At 60.9% G+C, this 17,242-nt stretch carries 15 protein-coding genes; 11 read left to right on the forward strand and 4 right to left on the reverse strand.

The window, feature by feature from the left end; all coding sequences use genetic code 11:
• Positions 1–31 precede the first annotated feature (31 nt).
• Complete coding sequence (locus ALP40_RS15355) at positions 32–1,414, reverse strand: VOC family protein (protein WP_122209085.1); 1,383 nt, start codon at positions 1,412–1,414, stop codon at positions 32–34.
• A gap of 46 nt (positions 1,415–1,460) precedes the next feature.
• Positions 1,461–2,708, reverse strand: coding sequence for an aspartate aminotransferase family protein (locus tag ALP40_RS15360; protein ID WP_122209086.1), 1,248 nt, complete (start codon positions 2,706–2,708; stop codon positions 1,461–1,463).
• 249 nt (positions 2,709–2,957) lie between these two features.
• On the opposite strand from ALP40_RS15360, the gene ALP40_RS15365 reads away from it, so the two are divergent.
• Positions 2,958–4,448: an aldehyde dehydrogenase family protein gene (locus tag ALP40_RS15365; RefSeq protein WP_122209087.1), complete on the forward strand. Its 1,491-nt coding sequence runs from the start codon at positions 2,958–2,960 to the stop codon at positions 4,446–4,448.
• 24 nt (positions 4,449–4,472) lie between these two features.
• Positions 4,473–5,759, forward strand: a complete 1,287-nt coding sequence (locus ALP40_RS15370) for an FAD-binding oxidoreductase (RefSeq protein ID WP_122209088.1) — start codon at positions 4,473–4,475, stop codon at positions 5,757–5,759.
• Between the two features lie 9 nt (positions 5,760–5,768).
• On the opposite strand, the gene ALP40_RS15375 is transcribed toward ALP40_RS15370, so the two are convergent.
• Both ALP40_RS15375 and ALP40_RS15380 read right to left on the reverse strand, forming a co-directional pair.
• Entirely contained in the window at positions 5,769–7,142 is a 1,374-nt protein-coding gene (locus tag ALP40_RS15375; RefSeq protein ID WP_122209089.1) for a sensor histidine kinase, read from the reverse strand.
• Complete coding sequence (locus tag ALP40_RS15380) at positions 7,139–7,801, reverse strand: response regulator (RefSeq protein ID WP_122209090.1); 663 nt, start codon at positions 7,799–7,801, stop codon at positions 7,139–7,141. The genes ALP40_RS15375 and ALP40_RS15380 overlap by 4 nt, the downstream gene beginning before the upstream one ends.
• A 170-nt stretch (positions 7,802–7,971) precedes the next feature.
• On the opposite strand from ALP40_RS15380, the gene ALP40_RS15385 reads away from it, so the two are divergent.
• The 9 genes from ALP40_RS15385 (at position 7,972) to ALP40_RS15425 (ending at position 17,233) form a co-directional block, all read left to right on the forward strand.
• Positions 7,972–8,238, forward strand: coding sequence for a PepSY domain-containing protein (locus ALP40_RS15385; protein WP_122209091.1), 267 nt, complete (start codon positions 7,972–7,974; stop codon positions 8,236–8,238).
• The gene (locus ALP40_RS15390; RefSeq protein ID WP_122209092.1) at positions 8,238–8,783 is read left to right on the forward strand and encodes a cytochrome b/b6 domain-containing protein; all 546 of its coding nucleotides are present in this window, start codon (positions 8,238–8,240) and stop codon (positions 8,781–8,783) included. Before ALP40_RS15385 ends, ALP40_RS15390 begins: the two co-directional genes overlap by 1 nt.
• 74 nt (positions 8,784–8,857) lie before the next feature.
• On the forward strand, positions 8,858–10,156 hold the full coding sequence (locus tag ALP40_RS15395) for an exo-alpha-sialidase (RefSeq protein ID WP_122209093.1): 1,299 nt from the start codon (positions 8,858–8,860) through the stop codon (positions 10,154–10,156).
• The gene (locus ALP40_RS15400; RefSeq protein ID WP_122209094.1) at positions 10,153–10,773 is read left to right on the forward strand and encodes a hypothetical protein; all 621 of its coding nucleotides are present in this window, start codon (positions 10,153–10,155) and stop codon (positions 10,771–10,773) included. Before ALP40_RS15395 ends, ALP40_RS15400 begins: the two co-directional genes overlap by 4 nt.
• A 10-nt stretch (positions 10,774–10,783) precedes the next feature.
• Positions 10,784–12,817: an LTA synthase family protein gene (locus ALP40_RS15405; protein ID WP_122209095.1), complete on the forward strand. Its 2,034-nt coding sequence runs from the start codon at positions 10,784–10,786 to the stop codon at positions 12,815–12,817.
• 95 nt (positions 12,818–12,912) lie between these two features.
• A complete protein-coding gene (locus ALP40_RS15410; protein ID WP_122209096.1) occupies positions 12,913–13,188 on the forward strand; it encodes a metal/formaldehyde-sensitive transcriptional repressor in 276 nt (91 codons plus the stop codon).
• A gap of 25 nt (positions 13,189–13,213) precedes the next feature.
• Positions 13,214–14,155 carry a CDF family Co(II)/Ni(II) efflux transporter DmeF gene (gene dmeF / locus ALP40_RS15415; RefSeq protein WP_122209097.1) on the forward strand — a complete coding sequence of 314 codons (942 nt, stop codon included), beginning with the start codon at positions 13,214–13,216 and terminating at the stop codon, positions 14,153–14,155.
• Positions 14,156–14,384: 229 nt separating this feature from the next.
• Positions 14,385–14,999 carry a biliverdin-producing heme oxygenase gene (locus ALP40_RS15420; RefSeq protein ID WP_122209098.1) on the forward strand — a complete coding sequence of 205 codons (615 nt, stop codon included), beginning with the start codon at positions 14,385–14,387 and terminating at the stop codon, positions 14,997–14,999.
• Positions 14,996–17,233 carry an ATP-binding protein gene (locus ALP40_RS15425; protein WP_122209099.1) on the forward strand — a complete coding sequence of 746 codons (2,238 nt, stop codon included), beginning with the start codon at positions 14,996–14,998 and terminating at the stop codon, positions 17,231–17,233. The genes ALP40_RS15420 and ALP40_RS15425 overlap by 4 nt, the downstream gene beginning before the upstream one ends.
• Positions 17,234–17,242: the final 9 nt, after the last annotated feature.

The raw sequence follows: 17,242 nt of genomic DNA on the forward strand, positions 1-17,242 counted from the left end.
CTCAGGACGCTCCGCGTCCGCTTTTGGCGGCTTACAGGCCGAGCATCGTCATGCACTCTTTCAGCGACCTGCGTTCGGTTTCGGCATACAGCTTCAACTCGTCGAGCGTGTTGCGGCCCAGCGCGTGCTGGAAATCTTCCTGATTCGAGCTGATCGCATAAAGCGTCTGGGCGTTGTCGCCCAGGTTGGACTGGAAAATGCCCGCCGCACTGACCGGCAGGAAGTCTTCGTAGACCAAAGGTTCGAAGCGCACGTGACCCGTCTGAATCAACTGCTCCAGGCTCACGCCAGCATCGACAAGGGCCGCAAGGCCTTGCTCGGTCGGGAAATAGCGAAAGTAAGCCAGACCCTCAGCACGCATCTCGCCGTAGCTGTCGGGAAACGCCTGAAAGGTTTTCTCCATCAGGGCCTCGTAGCGCGTCGCGTTGCCTTCATGGGGGAATTCGCCCAACTCATCGCGTGCCGCGTTCAGCAACTGGTCGTACAGCGCACGACCCTTGGGCGTCAGCGCGGCGCCTCGCTGTTCTATTTCGCCGAAGCGGGCCGAGTGGCTGCCTGACTCGTTGGCCCCTTGGCCGACGAAGCTGATGGGTTCTTCCAGCGCTTTGAAGCTGGTCTGGCGCAGCAGAATCGGGCAGCGACGGCGCGGCGGGCCTTCGACCACGGCCTTGGGCGTGATGCCTTTGCCGGGCATACCGGACTGCACGGCGTCGATGTCCAGGGTGCGCGGCGTCAGGTGATTGATGTGAGGACCCCGGAACGCCACCACATCAGCGATCAGACGGTGCTGAGCGTTGAGCTTTTTGTAGTCCTCCAGCGAGACCGTGGCCGTGTTGTGCCAGCGGAAGGTTTCCAGCGCCTGCTGAATGAACTCGGCTGCATCCGCTTCGTCCAGGCCGCCGTTTTGCTCATGCTTCTTTATCAGCTCAAGCGCCTTCGCCGTAAAGATCTGACGCTTGGCGAGTACTTGGCTGGCAAACGCACGCAGGCTGTCGCTCTCGATCAGTTCAAGGCGTAGCAGCGAGGTAAAGACGCGAAACGGACTGACCTGCAATGCGCTTTCATGCACAGCACGAAAGGCTGTCGAATGCACCGGCACGCCAGCCGACGTCAAGTCGTAATAACCCACAGGTTCCATGCCCATGACTGCGAACAGGCGGGCGAGGGTGGCCAGTTCCAGTGCGGTGCCGACCCGAATCGCGCCGTGGCGCTCCATGTCCAGACGCTGGATTTCGCCCGTCTGCTTCAGGCTGTCTCGCATGCTGCTGTCGCGATTCAACATTTGGTCGTTGACCTCGCTCACCAGCGCCATGAGCGTGCCGTACAGCGGGACTTCTTCCTTGTACATGTGGGACATGGCGCGAGAAAAACCGGCGCGGATGTCGTCGGGGTTGGCAAAGTGTGCGTTGCTCATCAGGGGCATCTCTCCGTGCTCTTCCCGGTCGTTATCAGTCATTAAATCAGGCCAGCGCCGCCAGACAGCGCTCGAAAATGTCCAGCCCTTCGTTCAGCACTTCGGGTTCAATGGTCAGGGGAATCAGCAACCGAATGATGTGCCGCGACTTGCCGCTGGGCATCAAGAGTAGCCCGGCTTCTCTGGCCGAGGTCAGCAGTTCGGCAAGCTGTTGGGTGGCAGGAGCGCCTTGGGGCGTCATCAGTTCGATGCCGCGCATGCAACCCACGCCGGTCAGCCTGCCCAGATACGGCGAGAGATTGCTCACTTGCCAGGCGTTGTAGCGCGACACGATGGCGTTTTCCTGCTGTTCGCCCCAGGTCGACAGGTTTTCGTCCGTCATCTGCGCCAGCGAGGCCAGGCCTGCCGCGCAGCCAATCGGATTACCGGAATACGTACCGCCCAGTCCGCCTTTAGGCAGCGTGTCGAGCAGCGCCTTGCGTCCGACCACCGCGCCCAGCGGAATACCGCCGGCAATGCTCTTGCCCAGCAGAATCAGGTCCGGTTCGATGCCCAGGCGACTGAAGGCAAAGCGCTGCCCGGTACGGCCGAAGCCCGACTGGATTTCATCGGCGATCAGTACGATGCCTTTTTCGGTACAGAAGGTGCGCAACGCTTTGGCGAAGTCCGGCTCCATTGCCAGAAAACCGCCTTCGCCCTGCACCGGCTCGAAGATGACACACGCGATATCGTTGACATCGATTTCGACGCTGAACAGGCGATCCATCGCCTTGAGCGCCTGTTCGGTGGTCACGCCGTTGTCTTTGCTGGGAAATGGAATGTGGAACACCGGTCCCGGCAACACGCCGACTTTCTGTTTGTAAGGCGCGACCTTGCCGTTGAGGTTCAGCGTGGCCAGCGTGCGGCCATGAAAGCCACCGTCGAAAGCCACCACGGCGGTGCGCCCGGTCGCGCCACGGACGATTTTCAACGCGTTCTCCGCCGCTTCTGCACCGCTGTTGGTCAGCATGCCGCTCAGCGGATAACTCACCGGCACAAACTGCGTCAGTTGCTCCATGAAACGCACATAGGGCGCGTGTGGCGTCGCGTTGAAGCAGTAATGGGTTAGCTTCGTCGCCTGTTCCTGAATCGCCTGGACCACCTGCGGGTTGCAATGTCCCAGGTTGAGCACGCCGATACCGCCGACGAAGTCGATGTAGCGTTTGCCGTCGGTGTCCCAGACTTCCGCGTTGCAGCCGTGGGACAGCGTCATGCTGTGGACGAAGGAAATGGATTGGCTGATGTGTTCGCTCATGGACAGGCTCTGCGACGGGAGGCGTGATGGCGCTATCCAAACGCACAAGGCCCGAGGCTCGCAAACGAAATAAAATCACCGGGTCATTCCAATAATTCCGAAAGTAACGACGGTTGGGCCAGACAAGTGGCGAGAGTTCATTCCTGAAAGGAATCATGTCGTTCAAAAACGTCGTTTGTGGGCAGCGGCTGAGTCAGCCGATACTGGGTTATCAGTGATTTGAACCCTTGTCATGACAGGAGAATCAGTATGGTTGCCGAGTTGTTAGCCAATCTGGGCGTGGTGAAAAGTGCCTATACCGACGGAAACTACCCCGTCCACACCCCCATCGATGGCAGTCAGATCGCTACGGTCACCCTGGAAGGCAGTGCTCAAGTGCAGGCACGCATCGACACGGCGCACGACGCCTTTCTGAAATGGCGTACCGTACCGGCCCCACGTCGCGGCGAGCTGGTACGGATCTTTGGCGAAGTGCTGCGCGAGCACAAAGCCCAATTGGGCGAGCTGGTGTCGGTCGAAGCGGGCAAGATCACCCAGGAAGGCCTGGGTGAGGTGCAGGAAATGATCGACATCTGCGACTTTGCCGTCGGCCTGTCGCGCCAGTTGTACGGCTTGACCATCGCCTCCGAGCGTCCGGGTCACCATATGCGTGAAACCTGGCACCCGCTGGGCGTGGTCGGTGTGATCAGCGCCTTCAACTTCCCGGTTGCCGTCTGGGCCTGGAACACCACGCTGGCGCTGGTGTGCGGCAACCCGGTGATCTGGAAACCGTCGGAAAAGACCCCGCTCACGGCGCTGGCCTGTCAGGCGTTGTTCGACAAGGCGCTGAAGATTTTCGGCGACGCCCCCCAAGGCCTCGCGCAACTGGTGATCGGTGATCGTGATGCAGGTGAGGCGCTGGTCGACGACCCGCGCGTGCCGCTGATCAGCGCCACCGGCAGCACTCGCATGGGCCGTGAAGTGGGTCCGCGTGTGGCCGCCCGTTTCGGCCGCAGCATTCTGGAACTGGGTGGCAACAACGCGATGATTCTTGCCCCAAGCGCTGATCTGGATCTGGCGGTGCGCGGCATTCTGTTCAGTGCCGTGGGCACGGCGGGACAACGCTGCACCACCTTACGCCGCCTGATCGTGCACCGCTCCATCAAGGATGAAGTGGTTGCGCGGGTCAAGGCAGCCTACGCCAAGGTGCGCGTCGGCGATCCGCGTGAAGGTAATTTGATCGGCCCGCTGATCGACAAACAGGCGTTCTCGGCCATGCAGGATGCGCTGACCAAGGCCCGCGACGAGGGTGGCCAGGTGTTCGGCGGCGAGCGTCAGTTGCAGGACAAATACCCGAACGGCTACTACGTCACCCCGGCCATCGCCGAGATGCCGGGGCAGAGCGAGGTGGTCCGTCACGAAACCTTCGCGCCGATTCTATACGTGCTGGCCTACGACGATTTCGAAGAAGCGCTGCGTCTGAACAACGAAGTGCCACAGGGCCTGTCTTCCTGCATTTTCACCACCGACCTGCGTGAGGCTGAGGCTTTCCAGAGTGCGGCGGGCAGCGACTGCGGGATCGCCAACGTCAACATCGGCACCAGTGGTGCGGAAATCGGTGGCGCGTTCGGTGGCGAGAAGGAAACCGGCGGCGGTCGCGAATCGGGCTCCGATTCATGGCGCGCCTACATGCGCCGGCAAACCAATACCGTTAACTACTCCCGTGAGCTGCCATTGGCTCAGGGCATCGTCTTTGATTGATTCGGGCATGGCTGGAGTTGTTCGATGGCGCACTTGCGTGAAGGGTGTCTTTGGGAGCAGTTGACGCCGCAGCGTCCGGTCAGCCCTGCGCTGTTAGGCGAGTGCAGTGCCGACGTCTGCATTATCGGCGCAGGCTTCACCGGATTGTCGGCTGCTCTGCAACTGCTGGAGGGCGGCAAGTCGGTATGCGTGGTCGAAGCGCATCAGGTCGGTCACGGCGGGTCGGGCCGTAACGTCGGTCTGGTGAATGCCGGGACCTGGGTTGCGCCCGACGAGCTGGAAAAGACCCTGGGCGCGTTGGAGGCAACGCGCCTCAACACCGCGCTGGGCGCCGCGCCTGCACTGGTGTTTTCGACCATCGATAAATACGCCATCGACTGCCAGGACACCCGCACCGGCAACTTGCACATGGCGCACAATGCCAAGGGCCTGGCGGATCTGCGCAGCCGGGCCGAACAGTGGCAGCGGCGGGGCGCCAACGTCGAATTGCTGACCGGCCAGACCTGCGAAGACGCCTGCGGCACCGACAAGGTCGCCGGGGCGTTGCTGGATCATCGCGCAGGCACCGTCAACCCGATGGCTTACGTGTCGGGCATGGCGCTCAATATGGTGGCGCGGGGCGGGCAGTTGTTCGGCGGGTCACCGGTCACAGGCCTACAGCGCACTGGGGATGGCTGGAGGGTTTCGACTGTCGCCGGCAGTGTGCGCGCTGAAAAGGTGATCATCGCCTCCAACGCTTACACCGAAGGCGAGTGGACCGATATCAAGGATCATATCTTCGCTGGCTACTACTATCAGGTCGCTTCGCAGCCGCTCACCGGTGCCGAACAGGCCGAGATTCTGCGCGGCGGACAAGGCTCGTGGGACACGCGAACCGTGCTCAGCAGCATCCGTCGCGATGCGCAGGGACGTCTGGTGTTGGGCAGTCTGGGCAATGCCGACAACTACCCGCTGTGGTTCATTCGCCAGTGGGCTGACCGTATTCAGCAGCATTACTTCCCGCAGTTGGGCAAAGTCGAGTGGGAAAGCACCTGGACAGGCCGCATCGGTTTCACACCGGATCACCTGTTACGGCTGTTCGAGCCCGCGCCGGGACTGTTGGCGGCGACGGGCTTCAATGGACGAGGCGTCACGACCGGCACGCTGGTGGGCAAGTGTTTTGCCGATTACCTGCTGACCCAGGACGCTGAGGCGCTGCCCGTGAGCTTTTCCAGCAGCCGGAAGGTGTCTGGCAGTTTGCTGCGCACGCTGGCATACGACGCCGGATTCACCCTTTATCACGCCGGCCAGTGCCTGCGCGTGGTGCTGTGATACGCCCGCTCAGGCAGGCCGGTTCTTGAGCCGCAACTCCGCACACAGCCCGCCTTGCGCCGAGTTGCGCAGGTGCAGGCTGCTTTCCAGCTTGCGCACGATCATGTCGACAATCGCCAGTCCCAGTCCGGCACCGTTGCTGTGGCCGTGGCTGTAGAACCGTTCGAACAGGCGCGCCTTCTGTTGCTCGTCGATACCGGGGCCAGCGTCTTCGACCGACAAATGTGCGCTGCCGTCCTGCTGAGGGTGTAGCGTCACGCGGATTTCGCTGGCGGGCGGGGCGAAGTTAAGTGCGTTGGTCAGCAGGTTCTGCAGTGCGATGGTGATGGCTGCCGGGTCGCTGTGGATCACGCAGTCTTCGCCTTCTTCGAACACCAGCTCGACCCGTTTTTCCAGCGCCAGCGGTGTCAGTTCGGCCATCTCCTCGCGCACCAGAGTGTTCAGTTCAAAGCGGGTCAGTTGATTGGCGCTCGAGCGCGGCTCCAGACGCGCCATCGTCAGCAACTGGCTGGCCAGACGCGCTGCGCGGTCGACGCCATGAACCAGAAAGTCCAGCGCTTCCAGCCGCTGCTCCGGGGTGTCGGCCTGTCGGGCGTTCTGCGCGTGAATGCGCAAAATGGTCAAAGGCGTGCGCAGTTCGTGGGCCGCGTCCGCGATGAAACGGCGCTCGCGGTCCAGCACGCTCTCGATCTGGGTCAGCAGGCTGTTGAGGGCGTGCTGCATCGGTTCCAGTTCCTTGGCCAGGGGCGAGACGTCCAGCGGCTCCAGGCTGTCGGCGTCACGTCGGCTGATCAGCCGCGCCATGCTTTGCAACGGACGCAGCCCCCAGCCAATCGCCAGCCAGATGGCCGCGATCAACAGCGGAACCCCGATCAACGCGGGCCACAGGGTATGGCTGACAATACGTTGAATCAGGTCCTGGCGTACGTCGTCGCGCTCACCCACCCAGATCAGAAAACCCTGTTGCGGATCGGCCAGCAGAAAACCGCACCATTCATGGCCGTTTTCGATCAGGTCGTGGGAGCCTTCTTCGCTGGGCGGTGCCGCCAGCAGCGGCGCTTCTGCCGAACGCACCAGCAGCTCGCCCGAGGTACGCCACACCTGAAAGGTCAGGCGCGTTTCATAGGGGTGCGCCACGCCGCTGGTGCCAACCCGGCTCATGGCCTCATCGAACGCCTGGTACAGCTTGTCCAGGTCCTGCTCACCGGCCGCGCGCTGACGCAGCACGCCTTGCATCAGGCGCGCACTCTGGGCCAGTTGCGCGTCGTACACCTCTTCGATTTCGTGGTGACTGTCGCGCAAGGCGAGCAGGCTGATGGTCAGGTCACCCAGCAGCAACAGCAGCAGGACCGGCACCAGAATGCGCGCGCGTACCGAGGTCATGCCTTGAGCTCCATCAGGTAGCCGACGCCGCGAACGGTACGGATCAGGTCGGTGGGCAACTTCTTTCGCAGGTTGTGAATCATGACCTCCAGCGTGTTGCTCTCGACCTTGTCCTGCCAGCCGTACAGCGTGTTGGACAGCCGTTCGCGGGTCACGACCTTGCCGGGACGGATCATCAACTGGTGCAGCAATTGATACTCCATCGGCGTCATCGCAACGCCGTTGCCTTCAAAGGTGACCTGTTGCGAGGCGGGGTCAAGGCTGATGCCGGCGTGCTCGATCAACGGTTGCGCACGTCCCTGGCTACGGCGCAGCAGGGCACGGACGCGGGCCTTGAGTTCATCGACGTCGAAGGGTTTGATCAGGTAGTCGTCGGCCCCTGCATCCAGCCCGGCGATCCGGTCCGCGGTGCCGTCTCGGGCGGTCATGATCAGCACTGGCAGGGCAAGGTCTTCGGCGCGCAATTGGCGCAGCAGGTCGAATCCGTCCATGCGCGGCAGGCCGAGGTCGAGCAACAGCAGGTCGAATGGCTCGCTGCGCAGGGCATGCAGCGCGCTTAGCCCATCTTCCAGCCAGTCGAGCGTGTAGCCTTCGGTGTTCAGGGCCACGCGGATGCCTTGGGCAATGGCTCGATCATCCTCGACAAGAAGCAGACGCATAAGGTTTCGACCCGTCAGTGTGGGGTGAGAAGGGCGCCATCATGCAGCGTGTGTGGAGTCACGGGAAATGTCGGGCGTTCGGGAAGATGTTACCAGCTGTTGCACATTAAGCTTTTCCTAAGACTCGTTTCGCACAGTGAGCGCTCCTTAACTGCCTGCGAGTATTTGCCATGCGTAACGTCCTGCTGATTTCCCTGTTGTTGGCCAGCCCGTTGGCGCTGGCAGGTCCGCAATGCACCACCGCTGAAAAATCCCAGTGGCAGGATCAGGCCAAATTCCAGGAGCAGCTCAAGGCGCAGGGCTACGAGATCAGCAAGTTCAAGGTCACTGACGGCAACTGCTACGAGATCTATGGTTTCGACAAAGACAAACGCAAGGTCGAGATCTATCACGATCCGGTCACCGGCAAAGCGGTGAAGACTGAGATCAAGGGCTGATGAGCCCAGCGTCCCTGCGCCTGTGGGACCCGGTGGTCAGGCTGTTTCATGTCTCGATCGCGGGTGTCTTCATCGCCAATTACTTTTTCAACGAAGCCGGTGATGACTGGCACGTCTGGCTGGGCTACTACGCAGTGGCCTGGCTGGTGGTGCGGGGGGTGTGGGGATTTATCGGGCCGGTCAGTGCGCGCTGGCGTGATTTCTGGCCGACGCCGAGCCGGTTGCGTGCGCATGTGCGTTCGTTGATCAGCCGCCAACCGGCGCACCGGCTTGGCCACTCGCCGCTGGGTGCGTTGGTCATGATCATGATGATGACGCTGATCTTCGGCATGGGCCTGACGGGCTGGATGATGCAGGAAGTCGATGCACTCTGGGGCGCCGACTGGCCGCTGCAGATCCACGAAACACTGGCCAACACGCTGTGCGCATTGGTTGTACTGCACGTGGCGGCGGCCCTCTTCGAAAGCGTTCAAGTACGCGACAACCTGCCGTTGTCGATGCTCACAGGGAAGCGACGTCCATTGCCCGAGGACAGACGCTCATGAACGCCAGCCAGCGCTGAACCCGAACACCCATCCGAACGGCTACTTCCTTACCTTCACCACAGTGATGCCCCTTCATGCGTGTAATTTCCCGAAACCTGGTCGCATGGAGCGCAGGCCTGATCGTTGTGTCGATCTTTATCAGCGCGTGGCTCAGCCATCCGCTGCACCGGATGGCTGGCTTTGCGGTAAGCCTCCCGACGCTGAACACCGAAAGCGTTGCGCCCACGGCTTCCTTCAGCTCGCGTTTCGCCTCGTCCGATCTGGATGATTTCGTGCATTCCTCGGCGGTCACGGCATTGCCTGGCGGCGATCTGATGTCGGTGTGGTTCGCAGGGTCGCGTGAAGGCGCGGGCGATGTCGAAATCCGCGCCTCGCGCTTTGACGCCGCTACCCAGGAGTGGGGCGGTGAGCAAGTGCTGGCGACCCGCGAATCGACCCAGTCCGGGACCGGCAAGTACATCCGCAAGCTGGGCAACCCGGTGATCGCGCTGGCCCCCGACAACCGTTTGTGGCTGTTCTACGTGTCGGTTTCGGTGGGCGGCTGGGCGGGCAGTACGGTCAACGCGATGGTGTCCAGCGACATGGGCGCCAGTTGGTCAGTGCCGCGCCAACTGGTGACCTCACCTTTTCTCAACATCAGTACGCTGGTGCGCGCCGCGCCGGTGTTCCATGCCGACGGCTCGATCGGTCTGCCGGTGTATCACGAGTTTCTGGGCAAGTTTGCCGAGTACCTGTACCTGAGCTCGGACGGCGACGTCATCGACAAGTTTCGCATCAGCCGGGGCAATAACTCGTTGCAACCCACGGTCGTGCCGCTGGACGGGCAGCGCGCCGTGGCGTTGCTGCGCTATGCCGGTGAAACCCATCACCGCGTGCTGGCCAGCCGCACTGAAGACGGTGGACAGACCTGGAGCGAGCCACACCCGTTGTCGCCCAGCAACCCCAACTCGTCGCTCGCCGCCGTCGGTGTACCGGGCAAGGGCTTGCTGGTGGCTTTGAACGACCTGCGCGAAGGGCGCTTCAAGCTCAGTCTGTATGGCACCGACGAGCAGATGGACATCTGGCGTCCGGTGATGGATCTGGACAAGTCTCCCGATCCGTTGGGCACACCGTTCTCGCTGGCCGCCTATAAGGAAGTCATCGGTGAAGGCTTCAGAAGCTCCAGCGGCGCACGTCGTCAACCGCTGGAAGCCGAATTTCTGAGTAACCTCGACCAGCGCGTCTGTTCGCCGCAAGGCTGCGATTTCGAATACGAATACCCGTACTTCATCCGCAGCCCCGATGGCCTGTATCACTTGGTCTATTCGTGGAATAACACCTTCATCAAACATGTCAGCTTCAATGAGGCCTGGCTGGCGGAGCACCTCTTATGATCGCCCTTGGACTGGCCCATCTCGCGTTCGCCTGGACGCTGTTTATCCTGCTGGCACCGTTGACGTCTTCGCTGTGGTGGCGGTGCGGTCTGTTGACGGCGACCTCGCTGCTCAGCGTGGTGTCGGTGAATGACCTGACGATGGCAGCCTATGCCCGCAGCCTGACCGACGATCTGGCCGTCAGCAGCCTGGTGGTGCTGGCGTGGCTTACGTTGCAGCGTCTGTGCGTCATCAAGCCGATGGCCGCTTCGCATCGTTGGGTGATGCTCTCGGTGTTTGCCGTCATGGCGCTGGTGCTGTACCCGGCCACGCTGGGGCTGACCTATTTCGACCCGTACCGCTGGGGGTATAACCCCAGGACGATGATCATCATCGTGGCGGGGATGGCGCTGGTGCTGGTCTGCCTGCGCAACGTGCTGGGCGTGGTGATGTTGAGCGTTGCGACGCTGGCGTTCACCTTTCGCATCAAGCCGTCGGAAAACTATTGGGACTACCTGATCGACCCGCTGCTGGCGCTGTACTGCTGCGTGGCGCTGGTGTGTCTGACCGTTCGTTATGTCTATCGCAGGGCCGTGGGGCGCAATCGCTCGACAGGCGTGTCTGCCAGTGCTGTCTAGAGGGATAAGAATGAGTGTGTTGCAATCACGACGCCTGAGCTACTGGCTGGGCGCGATCGGGCTGGTGTTTCTTCTGCTGGCCGTATTGCGGATGGTGTTCTTCTACGGTTTTTCCGGCGCGGAACCCGGCACGCTGTTCACGAGCGGCGAGGTGTTGCAGACGCTGGGCATCGGGTTGCGTTTCGACCTGCGTCTGGCACTGCTGTTGATGTTGCCGGTGGCGGTGCTGCTCTGGCTGCCACGCGTGAACGTGATTCGCCTGCCTTCGATGCGCTGGGTGGTGCGGATTTATCTGGTGCTGGCGCTGGCGCTGCTGACGATGGTCTATATCGTCGATTTCGGTCACTACGCTTATCTCGGCGTGAGGTTGAACGCCAGTGTGCTGCGTTATCTGGAAGACGCGCAGATCTCCCGCGACATGCTCTGGCAGACCTACCCGGTGCTATGGATCACGCTCGGCTGGCTGTTGGCCGTTGCGCTGACGGGCTGGGCGCTGATCAGGCTTGAGCGGGTGACGCTGGCACGTCCTTCAAAACCCATGAAGCGCTGGTCGATCGCTGCCGTTTCAGCCGTGATGGTGTGCGCGACATTCCTCGGGTTGTTGGGCCGCGTCGAGAATCTCAACCTGGAAAACCCGGTGCCGCTGCGCTGGAGCGACGCATTTTTCTCGGGCAATAGCCAGGTCGCGGCGTTGGGGCTCAACCCGGTGCTGTTCCTCTATGACACGCTCAAGGTCGCGCAATCGCGCTACGACGAAAAGCAGGTGCGCGAGCATTATGAGGTGGTCGCTCGCTACCTGGGCGTAGAAAAGCCTGACGTGAGTGTCCCCAACTTTACCCGCCAGCAGAAGGTTCAACCGTATCGCCTGCCGGGGGATCGGCCACCGAATGTGATGTTCGTGATGCTGGAGTCGCTTGGCACCAGTGCCGTCGGCGCGTATGGCAACCCGCTCAATCCGACGCCCAATCTGGATCATTTGGCGACCCAGAGCTGGTTCTTCAAACATTTCTACGTACCGGTCACCGGCACGGCAAAAACGGTATGGGCGAGCATCACCGGCGTGCCTGATGTAACCCGTCAGGAAACCGCCACGCGCCATCCGTTGCTCACGCGGCAACACACGATCATCAACGACTTCAAAGGTTACGAGAAGCTGTACATGATTGGCGGCAACTCCGGCTGGGCCAACATCAACGCGCTGATCCGGCGCAGCATCGACCAGGTGCGTCTGTATGACGAGCGTGACTGGAAATCACCTCAAGTGGACGTCTGGGGCATTTCCGATCTGGACCTGTTCAAGGAAAGCGACCGCATTCTGCGCGCCTTGCCCGCTGACAAGCCGTTCTTCGCCTATGTGCAGACGGCGGGCAATCACCGTCCGTTTACCATCCCCAAAGACAACGATGGCTTCAAGGTCAGCGACAAGACGCTGGAGCAGGTCCAGGCCGCCGGTTCACGCAGCGTTGAGCAGTACAACGCCGTGCGTCTGCTGGACTTCAACATTGGTCGTTTGATGGAGCTGGCCAAAGAAGGCGGCTACTACGAAAACACCATTTTCGTGCTGTTCGGCGATCACAACACGCGCATCAGCCAGATTCCGCACATGGCCCCGGCCTTCGAACAATTGGGGCTGGAGAGCAACAACGTTCCCATGCTCATCCACGCGCCAGGTCTTCTCGGCACTCGGGTGATCAACGAAGCGGTGGGCCTTGCCGACCTGCTGCCGACCCTGGCGGGCATGGCCGGAATGCCGTTCAGTAACGGCGCGATGGGGCGGGACATTCAACAGCCTGCGCCTGAAGGCGAGCGGGTGGTGCCGTTGGTACTGCGCGAGGGGACATTCCCGTTGATCGGCGGTGTGACCCAGCATTACCTGCTGCAAATGGCACACGACGGCAGTTCTCCCACGTTGCACGATCTGGCATCGCCCACGCCCCTGGATAACGTCGCCGCGCAGAACCCTGAAGAGTTCGAGCGTCTGCGCGGCCTGACCCGTGGGTTACATGAGACAGCGCGGATGATGCTGTACCAGAACGTGCGTTGATCCTGAGGGTGCCAGCCAGTCGCTTGCCGGCTGGCGTTTGCCTCACGTGTTCAATACGCCTACTATGCGCCGTACATAGGTAGGGGGGGTAGGGTATGGCGCACGTGATCGACGACAAAGCGGATCTGCTCAAACGTGTCCGGCGCATTGCCGGGCAGGTACAGGCGATCGAACGCACTCTGGAGGGCGATGCCGACTGTGCCAAAACGCTGCATCTGGTGGCGGCTACTCGAGGCGCTATCAACGGTCTGCTGGACCAGATCATCGAGGCCCATGCCCGCGAGCATGTAGCCCACCCCGATTTGAGCGATGAAAACCGGGCGCAAGGCCTGGAAGAATTGCTTGAAGCCATTCGTCGTTATTCCAAATGACCCGTGTCGAGCAAGGAGCCTTGCGATGAGCAGCGCCCATCACGGCCACGCGGCCGCTCAACCCCATCACCATGTCTTTCTCGGTGCGGCCCATGACCGCAATGCCCGGCGCACGCTGTGGGTCGTGGCCCTGACTTTCGTGATGATGCTGGTCGAGATCGTGGCGGGCTACATCACCGGCTCTATGGCGCTGCTGGCCGACGGTCTGCACATGGCGACTCATGCCGGGGCGTTGGGGATTGCGGCGGGGGCTTACGCGTTCGCGCGACGCAACGCGCACAACCGCCGGTTCAGTTTTGGCACGGGCAAGGTAGGCGATCTTGCAGGTTTTGCGTCGGCGCTCATTCTGGCGATGGTGTCGCTGGGCATCGGCGTCGAGTCTCTGATCCGGCTGTTTCAACCGACCACCGTTGCGTTTGGCGAGGCCACCGTCATTGCGGTCATCGGGCTGGCGGTCAATGTGCTGAGTGCCGTTTTGCTGTCTGGCGGGCACGGGCACGCGCATGGTCACCATGATGACAGGCATTCTCATGACCACCATCACGGCGACAATAATTTCCGTTCGGCCTACCTGCACGTGATGGCCGACGCCCTGACGTCAGTGCTCGCTATCGCAGCGTTGCTCGCCGGGCGCTACCTGGGCTGGGTCTGGCTGGATCCGCTGATGGGCATCGTCGGTGCGTGCGTCATCGCCAGGTGGGCCTATGGCCTGATCAAGGACAGCTCCCGTGTCTTGCTGGACGTGACCGACGAACGGGTGGCCGCCGAGATTCGCGACATCGTGCGCACCCTCGGGGACGTGACCATCATTGATCTGCACGTCTGGCGGGTCGGGCCGCAAGCTCATGCAGCGATTGTCAGTGTGCTGGCTGATATTAAAGTGCCTGCGGACCTGATTCGTGAGAGACTCGGTCACGTACATGAGGTTTCGCATTTGACGATCGAGTACCAGGGCAGAGACGCCTGAGTCGATTTTCTCTCCGTGCCGGGCACTCAGAAACGTTGCAGTTCCATAAAGTGTGACGGGTAATACAACGGTCAGTTTTTGTTCGCTGACTGTTCGATTTCATACACTTTTGTATTTCATCGCTTATTGATAAAAAAACTGTCAGCTTTTGCATTCAGTCTGTATTTTGACCGTCATTTTTCGCTCGGATGCGTTTTCTGCCCTATCGAACCCTCGAGAGCCTCACTGGATGCCGGCAAAGTTTTCCTGCGCTACCTCGCCGAAGTTGCTCGATGCACTTCGCGCTGCAACACGACAGCTTCACGTTCAACTTGAAAAACGCATGCCGTTTTTCTCTTCCACGCTGGATGCCGCTCTTTACCTTCGTTTGCTGCAAGCGTATTACGGGTTTTATGTTCCGCTTGAAGCCGCGTTGTTTTCCAGCGGGTCGCTCCCGTCAGAACTCGTACCGCACGAGCGTGTCAAAACTCCCGTGCTAGTTAGCGACCTGCGAGCTATGGGCATGTCTGAGCAGGGTATCGAGCGCCTCGCGCTCTGTACCGATTTGCCAGTGGTCGATTCTGCGGCCACCTGCCTTGGGGTGCTCTACGTGCTTGAAGGGGCCACGCTGGGCGGGCAAGTGTTGCGACGCGAGCTTCAAAAGCGGCTCGGTCTGGATGAGCACAGCGGCGCTGCGTTTTTTGACGTCTATGGTGTCGATACCGGGGCACGCTGGAAGTTGTTTCTGAATTGTCTGGACAATGTGCCGAACGACATTGCCTTTATCGAAGCCGCAGCGCAGGCGGCTCACTCCACATTTGCATGTTTCGAGCGCTGGCTCGAGGGTCAAGAGGTACTGCTATGAGCCAACTCGACAAGGATGCGTTTGAAGCGCTCTTGGCCAATTGTGCTGACGAACCCATTCAATTTCCGGGTGCCATTCAACCCCACGGTTTGTTGTTCACGCTGACAGAACCGGAACTGACCGTTCTTCAGGTGAGTGCCAACGTCTATACCGTGCTTGGTCTCGGGCCGCAGCAGGTTATTGGCCAGTCGCTCGAGCAGACGTTAGGTGCCGGCTGGACCGACGTGATCAGAAGCGCCAGCGCGCACGAATCGTTCACCGATGCGCCACGCTTGCTCATCCATGTGAATGGCATCGAATTCGAAGCCATGATGCACCGCAGCCAGGGCGCACTGATTCTCGAACTCGAAATCCAGGACAAAGACGCCCAGGCAGTCAGCTATCTTGAACGCACGGGCAATCTGGGCCGCATGTTGCGCCAGTTGCACGCTGCCAGAGATTTGCAGACGCTTTACGAGATCAGCGTTCGTGAAGTTCAGAAGATGACCGGGTATGACCGCGTTCTGATCTATCGCTTCGAAGAGGAAGGGCATGGTCAGGTCATCGCCGAGGCGTCTTCCCCGTCTATGGAGTTGTTCAACGGCTTGTTCTTTCCGGCCTCGGACATCCCCGAGCAGGCGCGTGAACTGTACCGGCGCAATTGGCTGCGCATCATCCCCGATGCCGACTACACCCCCGTGCCGTTGGTGCCGCAACTGCGGCCAGACACCCATCAGCAAGTGGACTTGAGTTTTTCGACCCTGCGCAGCGTTTCGCCGATTCACTGCCAGTACATGAAAAACATGGGTGTGCTGTCGTCGATGAGCGTTTCGCTGATTCAGGGCGACAAGCTGTGGGGGCTTATCAGTTGCGGGCACCGCACGCCGCTGTATGTGTCCCATGAGCTGCGCAGCGCCTGCCAGGCACTCGGTCAGGTACTGTCCTTGCAGATCAGTGCGATGGAAGCGCTTGAGGTGAGCCGCCAGCGCGAGGCCAAGCTGGTGACCCTTGGGCGCTTACATCAGTCGATGATTGCTGCGGAAGACAACGTGTTCGACGGCCTTTCTCAGCAGCCACAACTGTTGATGGACCTGGTGGGCGCGACCGGTGTGGCAATCATTGAGGATCGGCAGTTGCAATGCTACGGGGTCTGCCCCGAGCCTGCGGATATCCGCGCGCTGCACAAGTGGATGATGTCCGGCAACGAGCCCGTGTTCTCCAGCCATCAACTGTCCAGCGTTTATCCGCCAGCCGAGGCCTATCAGGCCATCGCCAGCGGCGTTCTGGCGATGAGTCTGCCCAAGCCCGTGGACAACGGCGTGATCTGGTTTCGCCCTGAGGTGAAAGAGAGCATTCAGTGGAGCGGCGATCCGGCCAAGCCACTGAACCTGGAAAGCTCGGACCTGGGTATGCACCTCAGGCCTCGTACCTCGTTCGAGATCTGGAAAGTTGAAATGACCGGCATCGCTGCCAAATGGAGCCACGGCGATCTGTTCGCCGCCAACGACCTGCGTCGTTCTGCTTTGGAAGACGACCTCGCCCGGCAGGTCAGCCGCGAACAGCAGGCCGTGCGCGCCCGTGATGAACTGGTCGCGGTGGTGTCCCATGATCTGCGCAACCCCATGACTGTGATCTCGATGCTATGCGGCATGATGCAGAAGTCGTTCAGCTCCGACGGGCCACACACCTCGCGGCGCATCTCTTCGGCCATCGACACTATGCAGCAGGCCGCCAGCCGCATGAATGTGTTGCTGGAGGACTTGCTCGACACCTCGAAAATCGAAGCGGGTCGCTACACCATCACCCCTCAGTCACTTGAAGTCAGTCAGATTTTCGAAGAAGCCTATTCGTTGCTCGCGCCGCTGGCGATGGACAAGTCTATCGACATCTCTTTCAACGCCGAGCCGGAACTCAAGGTCAAGGCAGACCCTGAGCGGCTGTTCCAAGTGCTGTCTAACCTGATTGGTAACGCCATCAAGTTCACGCCCAAACTCGGCAAGATCGGAATTGCGGCGATGTCCAACGGCGCCGAAATCGTGTTCACCGTACGAGACTCGGGCGAAGGCATCCCGCCGGACCAGTTGCCGCACATCTTCGAACGCTACTGGACCGTCAAGGAAGGTAACCCGAGGGGCACCGGACTGGGGCTTTACATTTCGCAGGGCATCATCAAAGCCCACGGCGGAGTGCTGGCGGCGGAGAGTGAAGTGGGCAAAGGCAGTGAATTCCGGTTTACCGTGCCTCGGGCGGAGTGAATGGAGCAA

This window comes from Pseudomonas viridiflava, assembly GCF_003702045.1.
Taxonomy (GTDB): Bacteria; Pseudomonadota; Gammaproteobacteria; order Pseudomonadales; family Pseudomonadaceae; genus Aquipseudomonas; species Aquipseudomonas viridiflava_C.

Excerpts from the sequence above, each read along its gene's own strand:
- ALP40_RS15355 (WP_122209085.1), bottom strand. The coding sequence starts at position 1,414 with ATGAGCAACGCACACTTTGCCAACCCCGACGACATCCGCGCCGGTTTT.
- ALP40_RS15360 (WP_122209086.1), bottom strand. The coding sequence starts at position 2,708 with ATGAGCGAACACATCAGCCAATCCATTTCCTTCGTCCACAGCATGACG.
- ALP40_RS15365 (WP_122209087.1), top strand. The coding sequence starts at position 2,958 with ATGGTTGCCGAGTTGTTAGCCAATCTGGGCGTGGTGAAAAGTGCCTAT.
- ALP40_RS15370 (WP_122209088.1), top strand. The coding sequence starts at position 4,473 with ATGGCGCACTTGCGTGAAGGGTGTCTTTGGGAGCAGTTGACGCCGCAG.
- ALP40_RS15375 (WP_122209089.1), bottom strand. The coding sequence starts at position 7,142 with ATGACCTCGGTACGCGCGCGCATTCTGGTGCCGGTCCTGCTGCTGTTG.
- ALP40_RS15380 (WP_122209090.1), bottom strand. The coding sequence starts at position 7,801 with ATGCGTCTGCTTCTTGTCGAGGATGATCGAGCCATTGCCCAAGGCATC.
- ALP40_RS15385 (WP_122209091.1), top strand. The coding sequence starts at position 7,972 with ATGCGTAACGTCCTGCTGATTTCCCTGTTGTTGGCCAGCCCGTTGGCG.
- ALP40_RS15390 (WP_122209092.1), top strand. The coding sequence starts at position 8,238 with ATGAGCCCAGCGTCCCTGCGCCTGTGGGACCCGGTGGTCAGGCTGTTT.
- ALP40_RS15395 (WP_122209093.1), top strand. The coding sequence starts at position 8,858 with ATGCGTGTAATTTCCCGAAACCTGGTCGCATGGAGCGCAGGCCTGATC.
- ALP40_RS15400 (WP_122209094.1), top strand. The coding sequence starts at position 10,153 with ATGATCGCCCTTGGACTGGCCCATCTCGCGTTCGCCTGGACGCTGTTT.
- ALP40_RS15405 (WP_122209095.1), top strand. The coding sequence starts at position 10,784 with ATGAGTGTGTTGCAATCACGACGCCTGAGCTACTGGCTGGGCGCGATC.
- ALP40_RS15410 (WP_122209096.1), top strand. The coding sequence starts at position 12,913 with ATGGCGCACGTGATCGACGACAAAGCGGATCTGCTCAAACGTGTCCGG.
- dmeF (WP_122209097.1), top strand. The coding sequence starts at position 13,214 with ATGAGCAGCGCCCATCACGGCCACGCGGCCGCTCAACCCCATCACCAT.
- ALP40_RS15420 (WP_122209098.1), top strand. The coding sequence starts at position 14,385 with ATGCCGGCAAAGTTTTCCTGCGCTACCTCGCCGAAGTTGCTCGATGCA.
- ALP40_RS15425 (WP_122209099.1), top strand. The coding sequence starts at position 14,996 with ATGAGCCAACTCGACAAGGATGCGTTTGAAGCGCTCTTGGCCAATTGT.